Here is an 11,061-nt window from a genome sequence, read left to right as displayed (position 1 = left end):
ACGGCGGGTGCTGCGCAGCCGCGGACTGCTCACCAGGAGCTGAACACATCACCCCCTTGCTTTAGCGCGGGTCACCCTCCTCGCCAACAACCAGGGCACCTACCTGGCGACGCCTCCGCGGCGTCTGCGCCACTGCGCGCAAGGGTGAGGGCGGTCCGCTCGGGCCGTTGTTCGGCGGCTCTTCGCAGGAGGTCGGTCATGCGAACCGCCCCCTGCTCTGCTGCACGCCGAGGTCGATGGCCCCGTCGGGGGTGCGGATGGTCAGCTCCGCCACGTCTCCGTCACGCAGGTCGTCGGTGTCGGCGACGACCCGGACCCGGAGTCCGCCGGAGTCGAGCAGTTCCACGACCTGGCCGCCCAGGGTCTGCGGCAGCGCCTGCACCCGGGGGGTGGGTGGCGTCGGCCAGCCGGAGCAGGTCGCGTGTCTCGGCGGCGCGGAAGGCCGGTCCGAGGAACCGTGAGGTGCGGCCCTTGCGGACGATCACACAGGGCGCGCCCGCCTTGGTTCCGCGCAGATGCAGCTCACGGGTGTCGCGGTACGCCGTGACGAAGCCGAAGGCGTGCGCGAACGCCTCGGCGCGGTCCAGATCGGGCTTGAGGAACTCCAGCCACGCGATGTCGTGGACCTTGATCACCGGGTTCTGCGCGTGCGCCCTGCTCGGAGTGCAGGTCTTGGTGTGTCGTCCCGGACACGGTCACTAGCAGGCACGGGTGGGCTGGAGGATGCGATGGCGGCCGAGAAGACCGCACCCCGGCGGGTGGACCGGCGCAAGGCGCGGACCAGGAGCGCGCTGGTGTGCGCGGCTCAGCGACTGCTGGCCGAGGGCCGGACCGATGTCCCGATCCAGGAGATCACCGAGTTCGCCGACATCGGGGTCGGCTCCTTCTACAACCACTTCGACAGCAAGGACGAGCTGTTCCGGGTCGCCGTCGAGGAGACGCTGGAATGTGGGGCACCCTCATGGAACGGCTCACCGCCGATCTGGACGACCCGGCGGTCGCCTTCGCGCAGAGCTTCCGGATGACCGGCCGACTGCACCGCCGTCAGCCCGAGATGAGCAAGATCCTCCTCCACCACGGGCTCGAACTGGTCCGCTACGACCGTGGCCTCGCGCCGCGCGCCCTGAACGACATCCGCGCCGCGGTGCAGGCGCTGACGCCCGCGAGCGGGTCACGCTGATGGCCGGGAACATCGCCAAGTCCCTGGTCGACGCCCCGGACTTCCTCCGCCCCGGCCTGATGCTCGCGCTGGAACGCCGCCCCACCGAGCCGCGCGGCAGGACGGTGTTCCTCCAGGTGCGGGAAGTCTCCCGCCGGCGGGTCGCGGAGACGATCCGGACCCTGTTCCCGGACCTGGACGAAGACGCGGTCCACACCCTCACGACCTACGCCGTCGCGGGCGCGGACGGTCTGTTCATCCAAAGGGAGGTCGCGGGCGTGGGCCTGGTCGCCCTGTTCGAGCTGCACGCGCGCCTGCTCTACGAGGCGGCGAGCAGCCTCAGTTCAGCGGCTACTCCAGCACCGCCTTCCGGTGACTGAACGTCCCGATGGAGCAGCGGCCGTGACAGTTGCCCGTCCCGCTCCTCCCCACGCCACCGAACAGGGGAGCCACGCGGGTGGTTCGGCGTCCCGTAGCCGGTTCGAGCGGTCGGACGTATCGATGCATACACCAACCATTCAGCCGTAGAAACAATCCCCGAGCCCCGCGCCCCACACCCCGACCGCTACACATAAAGGCCAAATAAGAGCAGAATGTAGGTAAGCGGCGCTTACCGTATACCGCACCAGACGCGGTCAGGCCCTTGAGTCAAAGGAGACGAGTCATGGCCAACGTCTCGCCCACCAGAGGTGACATAACCAGCCACCCTGATGCATCCGAAATGCGGGCGCGCTACGCCCGCATGCTCGGCGGTCGTGATGTGGCGCTCGTGGACGGACCGGTGTTCCTGCTCGGTCTGTACTGCGCCGTATCCCCGTGGGTCGTCCATTACACGACCAGCCAGCCCGACCTCGTCCCGCACAACCTGGTGATCGGGATCGCCATCGGCCTGCTGGCCCTCGGGTTCACCCGCGCTCCGGAGCGTATGTACGGCCTGAGCTGGGCCATGTGCGCACTGGGCATCTGGATGATCGTCTCGCCATGGATCGTCGGCGACAGCCCGGACGCGGGCGTTGTGTGGAACAACATCATCGTCGGCGCCTTGGCCGTGATCCTGGGGCTGATGTGCGCCGGTACGGCGGCGAAGAGCGCTCCCCGGCCGTAGAGCCAAGACCAAGAAGTGAGGAACGAGAGGTAGAAGGAGGACGCGCCTGCCGGTCCGTGGTGGCACGGACCGGCCGGCGCCCTGTGTCCGCCCTCATTTCCCCGGCACCAGCCACGGCTCCTGCGGGAGCGGACTGCCGGTCTCCAGCAGCGACTTGAGGTTGGACAGCACGGCCGGCCAGCCCAGGGAGACGTCCGCCAGGTCGCGCTCGGTGCGTAGATCCTCGTGGGTCACGGTCAGGCGCACGATGTCGGCGTGCCGCTGGATGTCGAAGGTGACCCGGGAGTACATGTCCGCGCGCCCCTCGTTCTCGGGCTCGGTCCAGGTGGTGACCAGCCGGGTCGGGCGTTCGCTCTCCACCACGGTGCCGACCACGTCAGCGATGCCGGAGCCGTCGGTGCGGACATGTTCCCAGCGGGAGCCCTGCCGCCAGTCGGACACATTGCTGTGCCCCCAGTAGGCGGCGGTCAGTTCGGCGTCGGTGAGCGCGTCCCAGACCTTCTCGGGCGTGCTCTCGATGTAGGTGACGTAGACGAAGGTCGGCTTGTCGGTCATGGCTTCCTCGGCTTGTCGCTTCACGGCGCCGAGCGCGCGCAGGCGTGGGCGCTCGAACTTGTCGATCCACCGCTCCTGCATTTCGTGGAGCGGGACCGGGTTGAGGTAGTGCAGCTTCTCCCGCCCCCGCCGCACGGTGCTGACCAGATTGGCGGCCTCCAGGACGGCGAGATGCTGGGTCACGGCCTGACGCGTCATCTCGATCCGAGCGCACAGCTCGCCGAGTGTCTGACCGTTGTCCTCGTGCAGCCGGTCAAGGAGCCGCCTGCGCGTGTCGTCGGCCAGGGCCTTGAAGACCTGGCCCATAGGCGAGTCGCTCTCGGATCGCACACTCAAAGTTATGCAGGCATCTGCTTGCATGTCAATGCGGGCGTAGACCGTTTTCGCCCGTTCCTACCGTTGGCAAGCACACTCGTCGCCAAGGGCCACCCCGCCTTCGGCCAGAACAACGGCCTGCACGTCACCCTTCAGCCGGACGGAAGCCTGACGTCATGGATCGACGAGTCCCCTGCCCCGCCCGACCAGCCCCAGCCGGACGTCCCGGACACCGCCGCGCGCCAGGCCGACTGACGCACCCTCACGACCGCGCCGGGAGCCCACCCCAAGGCTCCCCGGCGCGCTCAGCCGAGTTCACGGCGATGATCAGCCACCCAGTCATGATCGGCCCGCACTTCCTCCACCACGCCCCGGTCCCGCAGCCCGACCATGGCCGCCTCCCCTCGCTCGGCCCCTGCGGCGACGCCACGCCAGCACCGGTTCTGCCACCACAGGACGGTGTCGACCAGGCCGTCGAGGTCACCCTCGCCGTACGCCTCGCGGATGAGCCGGATCCGCCGGGCCACCTCGGGTACGTCGGTCACGCTCGGGCCGAGGTCGAGGTACTGCCAGCACACATGGGCGACATCGTGCACGCGCTCGCCCGGTGCGGCGAGGTCCCAGTCGATGAAGGCCCTGGGCCGCCAGCCGCCGTCGTAGACCGTGTTCTTCGGCGCGAGGTCGTTGTGGCAGACCACGTCCCGGTCGCCGGCGAGGGGCGTGCCGTGGGTCAGGTCGTGGAACTCGCGCACCAGCCGGGCGATCCGCACCAGCGCCGCATCCGTACGGGCCGCGGCACGCTCCTCGTCACTCACCGCCGCGCGGCCCTCGATGTAGTCGAACATCTCCCGCCCGCGTTCGTCGGTGCCGAGGAAGCGCGGGGCGCCCGGCCACCCGTGGCGCTCGAAGAGGGCCAACAGGCCGCGTACGTACGTCGATCGCGGTGACGGCCCGCGTCGAACCGTCGCGCCCACCCGTACGACCTCGCTCACGGCCCCGCCGTCCAGCGCGCTCTCCTCCATCCGCCTGAGTATCGCCGATGGTTCGAAGCCGTCGATCCAGATCAGTGCCGGCCGAGCCATTCCGCATACCAGGCCACCGTGGCGTCGATGGTCTCGGCCAGCGGGGTCGCAGCCGTGCCGAAGGCCCGCTCGAAGGCCGAGGAGTCCATGATCTGGGGCTCGGTGTGCTGGTAGAACATCTCCGCGTACTCGGCCATGAACTCCTCGTCGAACGGACCGAAGGGGCGGGCCTGGGGCACGGGCACGACATGCAGCGGCCCGCCCACCCGCTTCTCGATCATGGCGAGGATCTCGCGGGTGCTGACGGCGGGCGCCGTCGGCAGATGCCAGACCCGGCCGTCGCCCTCCGGGTGCTCTCCGAGGATCGCGAGGCCCGCGGCCACGTCCTCGATGTTGGTGTAGCTGTGCGGCAGGTCGATGTCGCCGAGTCCGGGAACCTCCCCGCCGGTGAGCGCGGCCGGAAACACGGCGCCGCCGAGGGTGGAGTTGAGGACGCCGGGTCCGACGAAGTCGGCCGAGCGGCCGAGGACGACGCGGGCGCGGCCCTCACGGTGGGCGGCGAGGTACTTCTCGTCGAGGTCGGCTCGCATCCGCCCCTTGCGGGTGGTCGCCTGCCACGGGGAGTCCTCGGTCATCACGGCGCCCTTGGTCTCGCCGTAGGGGTAGAGCGTGTCGAGCACCACCAGGCGGGCGCCGACGGCCTCGACGGCGGCCAGGACGGCCTCCTGGATGCGGGGCATCACCTCGACCTGGAGGTGATAGCCGACGTTGACGCAGTGGTAGGCCACGGCGGCTCCGGACACGGCGGCCCGCGCGCCCTCGGCGGTGGCCACATCGGCGGCGAACCGCTCGACGCCGTCGAGCGCGGGCCCCTCACCCTTGCGGTCGACGAGCCGTACGGGGTGGCCCCGGCGGACCAGTTCCCGGGCGAGCGCGGTTCCGGCGGGCCCGGAGCCGAGGACGACGTGCAGAGGGCGTGCGGTGGCGGTCATGACTGACCCCTTCTCAAGAGAGTTAGCTGCCGAGAGTTAGTTGCTGTCGTTTCTGTTAGAGACTATAACCCTCACGACAGGGTCTGGCAATGACTGTCGAGCGTAGGGTGCGAAGGAAGATCACCTGCGCGAGAAGGGTCGTACGTCATGGTCGTGAAGGACGCCGAACTGCCGTACCTGCGCCGCTGCGTGGAGCTGGCGGCCGAGGCGCTGGACGCCGGGGACGAGCCGTTCGGTTCGGTGCTCGTCGGGGCGGACGGCTCGGTGCTCGCCGAGGACCACAACCGGGTGGCCTCCGGCGACCGCACCCGGCATCCCGAGTTCGAACTGGCCCGCTGGTCGGCGGCCCACCTCACCCCCGAGGAGCGGGCCGCGGCCACCGTCTACACCTCCGGCGAGCACTGCCCCATGTGCGCGGCCGCCCACGCCTGGGTGGGCCTCGGCCGCATCGTGTACGTGGCCTCCAGCGAGCAGCTCGGCGCCTGGCTGACGGAGCTGGGCGTGCCCGCTCCTCCGGTGCGGGCGCTGCCGGTCAGCGACATCGCGCCCGGCGTGATCGTCGAGGGCCCGGTGGCCGAACTGGTGGACGAAGTACACGCGCTGCACGTCCGCTTCCACCGTCCGCAGGGCTGACAGGGGCCCGCTTCCGCCGAGACGCAGCGGCCGAGACGCGCTGCCTGAGATCGGAAAAGCCCCCGCCGGATGGACACGTACTACAGCCTGATGGAGGCGTACTTCGACGCCTCCAACCCGTTCCCCTTCCCCGCCGGCGCCTGCTGCCTCGCCACCTATCCGCGCTTCGCCATCGGCCTGTCAGACCTGGTGCGCTACCGCTGGGCCGGCCACGACCTGCCGAGCCTGCTGGACGCGCTGATCCTCTTGGCCTCAGCGCACCGCCCCGACGTGGAAGCGCCGGTAGAGGGCGGCACCGCCGAGGACGAGGGCGGCACCGCCCGCCACCGCGGGGACGGTGTGGTCCGCGCCGGTGAGGGCGAGCGAGGCCTCGGGGCGGTCCGGGACGTGTGCCGCGGGCTTCGGGCCGGGGTGGGTCCGGGGCGGCTCGGGCGCCGGTTCCGCGGGGCGTTCGGGTCGTACGGGGCGGTCGCCGGAGGTGTTCTCGGAGTCGTTGCCGACGGCCGCGTTACCGATGCCGACCACGTTCACGCTGTTGCCGCTGACGTTGACCGGGAGGTCGACCGGCAACTGGACGACGTTGCCGGAGATCACACCGGGCGAATCCTTCGCGCCGCCGTTCGCGGACGCCCCGCCCGGCGCCTCGCGCTCGTCGCCCGCGCCCTTGTTGGCGCAGCTGTTTCCCGCAGCGGGGTTGAGCAGCCCCACCACGTTCACGGTGTTCCCGCACACGTTCACCGGGACGTGCACCGGGAGCTGGATGGTGTTGCCGGAGATCACACCGGGCGAGCCGACCGCGGCACCGTCGGCCCCGGAGTCGGCCTGCGCGGGCATCGTCACAGCCATCGCGCCGGACGCGGCGGCGACGGCCAGAACACCGTTTCGGGTAACCCGTCTCATAGGTTCCCTGCCTTCCAGACATGGACGCGGGGCACTCGCCCGCACCGGATAAAACGCAGGCGAACCATCTGAGTTATGGCTAATCGGCCTTTCACCCCAACGAGCGGCACGGTTATCGAACTAGCGGCAGTGGGCAACGGGAAGAGCGCGGAGCGTAACGCACCTCGGGCGCTCCCGCTCGTCCGGAGGCGGAGCCTGTGGGGGCCGCTTATCGTGATCGAGGGCGCCGGATCCCGGTCCGCCGACGGGCACCCCTGGAGGCATCGATGCTGGGCAAGCTGTCGAAGCGGCCCTCCCTGCGGCGCAGCGCCGTCATCTCGGCCGTAGGGCTGGCACTGCTGGGCGTGGGACTTCCGGCGGCGGACGACGACGAGCCCGATCTGACGCGGTTCTACCGCCAGAAGGTGTCATGGGGGAAGTGCGAGGGCATGGAGGCGCCCAAGGACCTTCAATGCGGAAAGGTCACGGTCCCCCTCGACTACGACGACCCCGGGGCCGGGACGCTCGACCTGGCGCTGGCCCGCTATCGGGCCACGGGTGAGTCCCGGGGTTCGGTGTTGCTGAACTTCGGCGGGCCCGGCGGTGCGGGCGTCGACCAACTCGCCTACGGCAGCAAGGACTTCATGGGCCTGACCGACGGCTACGACGTGGTGACCTTCGACCCGCGCGGCGTCGGCCGGTCCTCTCCGGTCAGCTGCGGCGACGGCCCCGAGGACATCGCCGACTCGACGGACGACAGCACCGAACTCGACGCTGATCCGCAGGCGGTGCTGGAGGAGGCACGCGCCACGGCCGCCGCCTGCGCCAAGCACTCCGGGCCCGTGCTGCCCCACATAGGCACCGTGAACGTCTCCCGCGATCTCGACGTGATGCGCCAGGCCGTCGGCGACAAGAAGCTCAACTACCTGGGATTTTCCTACGGGACGCGGCTCGGCGCGGTGTATGCGACACAGTTCCCCGACAAGGTGGGACGCATGGCGCTCGACGGCGTGGACACCCTCACCGAACCGCTGACCGAGCAGGGCGTGGCGGGCGCCGAGGGGCAGCAGAGGGCGCTGGAGAACTTCATCAACTGGTGCACGAAGGACATCGGCTGCCCGTTCGGGCAGGATCCGCGCACCGCGCGCGAAGACGTCGTACAACTCGTGGAGTCGATGGACGAGGATCCCGTGCCGACGGACTTCGGGGACGTGTTCACCGGGCAGGATCTGGTGGGCGCCATCGGACAGGCCCTGTACAGCGAGGACTTGTGGCCGTCCCTGCAACGGGCCCTCACCTCGCTGGTCGAGGACGGCGACACCCGGGGCGTGATGGCCTTCGCCTCCGGCGGGATGGCCGTGCCCGGCCGGAACGGCGACGGCGACGGCGGCCTGGTGGACGCGGAGGACGTCCCCCTGGACAACCTCCCGGCGGCGCTGATGGCGATCAACTGCGCGGACGATCCCGACCGGCCCACCGCCGAGGACATCACCCGCAACCTCGGCCGGCTGCGCGCCGAGTACGAGCGGGCGTCCCCGGTGTTCGGCCGCTACCGGCTCACCGAGGTCCTGATGTGCTACGGCCGCCCCAAGGGCACCGACTTCATACGCGAGAAGGTCAAGGACCTGGACACCCCGAAGATGCTCCTGGTCGGCACCCGCGGCGACCCGGCGACGCCGTACCGCTGGACCGTGGAGACCGCACGCCGCCTCGGCTCCCCGGCCGTCGTCCTCGACAACCGCGACGAGGGCCACACCGGGTACGCCTCTTCGACCTGTGTACACGGCAAGGTGGACGCGTTCCTGCTGTACGGCTCCCTGCCGGCGAACGGCAGTTCGTGCGGGTCGGAGCACGACGACTGAGGCCGGCCGAGCCGCTCGTACGGGGCCGCTGTCAGTGGCGGCTGTCATGATTCCCGGGAACATCGACACCGGGGAGCGGATCATGGTGGAGCAGGCGGTGCGGCCGATCGTCCAGAGGATGATGTCGTACATCCCGGCGGGCTGGACGGAGGCGGTGATGTACAGCCGGGCGGGGCATGGGGGTTCGTCGGTGACCGGTGGGTACAGCCCGCGCCGGAGCGGGTGGGGCTCCGGCCTTCCCGCTCCCCATGAGCACCTCATGGCCCTCGGAGAGATCCTGCGCAAGCAACATGGCTGGGAGCCCGTGAGCATGGAGATCCGGTGCCGGCCGTCCGGTGAGTACCGGCTCGTCGCCTTCCATGACGCCATCAGCTTTGTGACCGGGGCCGAAGGCGGCTTCCAGGTGGTCCTGGATCCCGGTCACCGGCTGGTGCAGCCCGGGCTGCGCCAGGAGCCGGGCACCGCCACCCCGGCGGGCGACCCCGAGTCGGCCGTGGCCCGCTTCCGTACGTACCTGGAGCGGCGCGCCGCGATTCTGGGGCGCCCCGAAGAGCTGCCCCCGCCCGCCACCGAGGCCGCGATCGAGGCGGCCGAACACAAGCTGGGCCACCGCCTGCCCGCCGACCTGCGGGCGCTCTACCTCATCGCGGACGGCGGCCGCGACCTCGATCTGTTCCCGCGCAACGCCTGGCTGTCCCTGGACAGCATGGTCGCCGAGCACACGGAGTGGGGTGCGGACCAACGGCCCTGGTTCGGCTGGGACTTGGAATGGGAGGCTGTCGTCTTCGACACCGCCCCCGCCGATACCGTCCGCCGCTGCGGCGGCCACCCCGGCTGGCTGCGCTTCGGCACCAGCGAGGACGGCAACTTCCTGGCCGTCGACATGTCCCCGGCCCGCGACGGCCGCCCCGGCCAGGTCATCGGGACCGGCCGCGACCACGACGAGGGACCCGCCTACGTCGCCGACTCGGTCACCTCGCTCCTGGGCCGCTGTCTGGAGCTGCTGGAACAGGGCGCCTACGAACTGCACGGCGGGCAGCTCTACTTGGACGAACCCGGATCCGAGCCCGAGACCCAGCAGATCATCGGCGGCGACCTGCCCGACGAGGTCCCGGCCACCCTCCAGGCCCTGCACGTCAACAACGTCACCGGTCTTGTCGACCTCGCCCCGCTGAGCGCCGCCCCGCGCCTGCGCCGACTGCACCTCAACCGCTCCACCACCGCCGATCTGACGCCGATACGCGACCTGCCGGTGGAATCCCTGCGCGTCACCCTCGACGGCGGCGATCTCACCCCGCTCACGGGCCATCCCCACCTGGCCTCCCTCGGCCTCACCACCACCGCCCGGGTCGACCTGACCCCCCTGCGCACGGTCCCGCACCTGCACGGCCTCGACCTCTCGGGGGCCGACATCGCGGACCCGGCCGTCCTGGCCGATCTGCCCGGACTCCGCTACCTCGCCCTCACCGCGGACCAGTGGAACGACCTGCTGGACGGCGCCGGAGCGCCTCCCGGCCTCGCGGCCGCCCACCTGTCCGCGGACGACGCCACCTTCGACGACGCCCTCGCCTGGGCGGCCCGCCTCGGCCTCGACACCGACGGCGCCGTGCGGGTCTCGGGTTCCGGGGGCGCGTAAAAGGCTCAGTCCTCGTACGCGATCCGGTGCAGGGCGGCGGCGGTCCGGCTGAAGCCGTCCTCGCCGAGCAGGGCGCGCAGTTCGGCGTTGAAGCGGTCGATCTCGGGGCGGGCGGCATCCAGTGCGGCGGTCCCGGCATCGGTCAACTCCAGGACCACGGCCCGGTGTTCACTCGGGTGCGCCCGCTTGGCGAGCAGGCCGGCCGTGGTCAGCCGGGTCACGAGGCCCGTGACGGCCGACTCCCGCAGGCCGAGCGAGCGTGCCAGTTGCTGCTGGGTGATGCCCGGCCGCTCCTCGACGGCGAACAGCGCGCCGAGCTGGGCGGTGGTGATCCCGGCGGCCGCCACACAGCGTCGGTCGGCGGTGGTGCGCAGCCGGTGCGCCGCCCGCTGCAACAGGAAGTACAGGCGCTGATCAGGCTCGGACATGGGCCGATCTTGACAGAGGCGGCAGGCCCGCGCCACTCTCACTTCACTACTGAAGTGAGGATCTCATGACCGAGGATCTGGACCTGGCGTCGGCCAGGAAGGTACTGGCCGCACAGCCCTTCTCCACCCTGCTCGGGGCCCGGCTCACCGCGTTCGGCAAGGGCGCGGCGACGCTGGAACTGGACATCCGCGACGAACTGCTGCAGCAGTACGGCTACGTCCATGGCGGAGTGCTCGGCTACGCGGCGGACAACGCGTCGGCCTTCGCCGCGGGCACCGTGGCCGGCGCCCGGCTGACCACCTCCGGGCTCACGCTCGACTTCCTCCGCCCGGCCAAGGGCGAACTCCTGCGAGCCCATGCCGAGGTCGTCCGCGCGGGCCGCACCCGTGTGGTGTGCCGCTGCGATCTGATCACCGTCGACAGCCAGGGCGGGGAGACGCTCTGCGCGGTCTCCCAGGGCGCCATCGCCGTGAC

The 11,061-nt window shown here is 70.8% G+C and carries 13 protein-coding genes and 2 pseudogenes; 9 read left to right on the top strand and 6 right to left on the bottom strand.

Annotated elements, in window-relative coordinates; translation table 11 throughout:
- Nucleotides 1-304: 304 nt before the first annotated feature.
- Nucleotides 305-693 (bottom strand): annotated as a pseudogene (locus H4N64_RS46120) (VOC family protein); the annotation flags it as partial.
- A 35-nt stretch (nucleotides 694-728) separates the two neighbouring features.
- Here H4N64_RS46120 and H4N64_RS43005 point away from each other — a divergent pair.
- The 4 genes and pseudogenes from H4N64_RS43005 (at nucleotide 729) to H4N64_RS42995 (ending at nucleotide 2,264) form a co-directional block, all read left to right on the top strand.
- Complete coding sequence (locus H4N64_RS43005; protein ID WP_222110077.1) at nucleotides 729-1,025, top strand: TetR/AcrR family transcriptional regulator; 297 nt, start codon at nucleotides 729-731, stop codon at nucleotides 1,023-1,025.
- A complete protein-coding gene (locus H4N64_RS44680) occupies nucleotides 947-1,180 on the top strand; it encodes a hypothetical protein (RefSeq protein ID WP_418896342.1) in 234 nt (77 codons plus the stop codon). The genes H4N64_RS43005 and H4N64_RS44680 overlap by 79 nt, the downstream gene beginning before the upstream one ends.
- A pseudogene (locus tag H4N64_RS43000) lies at nucleotides 1,165-1,539 on the top strand (TetR/AcrR family transcriptional regulator); the annotation flags it as partial. The gene H4N64_RS44680 and the pseudogene H4N64_RS43000, both read left to right, overlap by 16 nt.
- Nucleotides 1,540-1,823: 284 nt before the next feature.
- The gene (locus H4N64_RS42995; protein ID WP_186288066.1) at nucleotides 1,824-2,264 is read left to right on the top strand and encodes an SPW repeat protein; all 441 of its coding nucleotides are present in this window, start codon (nucleotides 1,824-1,826) and stop codon (nucleotides 2,262-2,264) included.
- A 93-nt stretch (nucleotides 2,265-2,357) separates the two neighbouring features.
- Here the strand turns inward: H4N64_RS42995 and H4N64_RS42990 are convergent, their stop codons facing one another.
- Nucleotides 2,358-3,125 (bottom strand): ArsR/SmtB family transcription factor, encoded by a 768-nt coding sequence (locus H4N64_RS42990; protein ID WP_186288069.1) that lies wholly within the window; start codon nucleotides 3,123-3,125, stop codon nucleotides 2,358-2,360.
- Between the two features lie 93 nt (nucleotides 3,126-3,218).
- Here H4N64_RS42990 and H4N64_RS42985 point away from each other — a divergent pair, with 93 nt between their 5' ends.
- Nucleotides 3,219-3,389: a hypothetical protein gene (locus H4N64_RS42985; RefSeq protein WP_186288065.1), complete on the top strand. Its 171-nt coding sequence runs from the start codon at nucleotides 3,219-3,221 to the stop codon at nucleotides 3,387-3,389.
- A 50-nt stretch (nucleotides 3,390-3,439) separates the two neighbouring features.
- Here the strand turns inward: H4N64_RS42985 and H4N64_RS42980 are convergent, their stop codons facing one another.
- Together H4N64_RS42980 and H4N64_RS42975 are read right to left on the bottom strand one after the other, a co-directional pair.
- The gene (locus tag H4N64_RS42980) at nucleotides 3,440-4,216 is read right to left on the bottom strand and encodes a phosphotransferase (RefSeq protein ID WP_260860372.1); all 777 of its coding nucleotides are present in this window, start codon (nucleotides 4,214-4,216) and stop codon (nucleotides 3,440-3,442) included.
- A complete protein-coding gene (locus H4N64_RS42975) occupies nucleotides 4,198-5,148 on the bottom strand; it encodes an SDR family oxidoreductase (protein ID WP_186288064.1) in 951 nt (316 codons plus the stop codon). The genes H4N64_RS42980 and H4N64_RS42975 overlap by 19 nt, the downstream gene beginning before the upstream one ends.
- A 147-nt stretch (nucleotides 5,149-5,295) precedes the next feature.
- On the opposite strand from H4N64_RS42975, the gene H4N64_RS42970 reads away from it, so the two are divergent.
- Nucleotides 5,296-5,781, top strand: coding sequence for a nucleoside deaminase (locus tag H4N64_RS42970; RefSeq protein ID WP_186288063.1), 486 nt, complete (start codon nucleotides 5,296-5,298; stop codon nucleotides 5,779-5,781).
- 252 nt (nucleotides 5,782-6,033) lie between these two features.
- On the opposite strand, the gene H4N64_RS46260 is transcribed toward H4N64_RS42970, so the two are convergent.
- Nucleotides 6,034-6,681 (bottom strand): chaplin, encoded by a 648-nt coding sequence (locus H4N64_RS46260; RefSeq protein ID WP_186288062.1) that lies wholly within the window; start codon nucleotides 6,679-6,681, stop codon nucleotides 6,034-6,036.
- 266 nt (nucleotides 6,682-6,947) lie between these two features.
- Here H4N64_RS46260 and H4N64_RS42960 point away from each other — a divergent pair, with 266 nt between their 5' ends.
- Both H4N64_RS42960 and H4N64_RS42955 read left to right on the top strand, forming a co-directional pair.
- Entirely contained in the window at nucleotides 6,948-8,522 is a 1,575-nt protein-coding gene (locus tag H4N64_RS42960; RefSeq protein WP_186288061.1) for an alpha/beta hydrolase, read from the top strand.
- A 46-nt stretch (nucleotides 8,523-8,568) separates the two neighbouring features.
- The gene (locus tag H4N64_RS42955; RefSeq protein WP_260860368.1) at nucleotides 8,569-10,158 is read left to right on the top strand and encodes an SMI1/KNR4 family protein; all 1,590 of its coding nucleotides are present in this window, start codon (nucleotides 8,569-8,571) and stop codon (nucleotides 10,156-10,158) included.
- 5 nt (nucleotides 10,159-10,163) lie between these two features.
- Here H4N64_RS42955 and H4N64_RS42950 read toward each other — a convergent pair whose 3' ends face one another.
- Nucleotides 10,164-10,586, bottom strand: a complete 423-nt coding sequence (locus tag H4N64_RS42950; protein ID WP_186288060.1) for a MarR family winged helix-turn-helix transcriptional regulator — start codon at nucleotides 10,584-10,586, stop codon at nucleotides 10,164-10,166.
- 65 nt (nucleotides 10,587-10,651) lie between these two features.
- Here H4N64_RS42950 and H4N64_RS42945 point away from each other — a divergent pair.
- On the top strand, nucleotides 10,652-11,061 hold a 410-nt coding region (locus H4N64_RS42945; RefSeq protein ID WP_186288059.1), incomplete at its 3' end, for a PaaI family thioesterase.

Origin of the sequence: Streptomyces cupreus, assembly GCF_014257025.1 — a bacterium.
Lineage (GTDB): Bacteria > Actinomycetota > Actinomycetes > Streptomycetales > Streptomycetaceae > Streptomyces > Streptomyces cupreus.
This window is presented reverse-complemented; position numbering and strand designations above follow the sequence as displayed.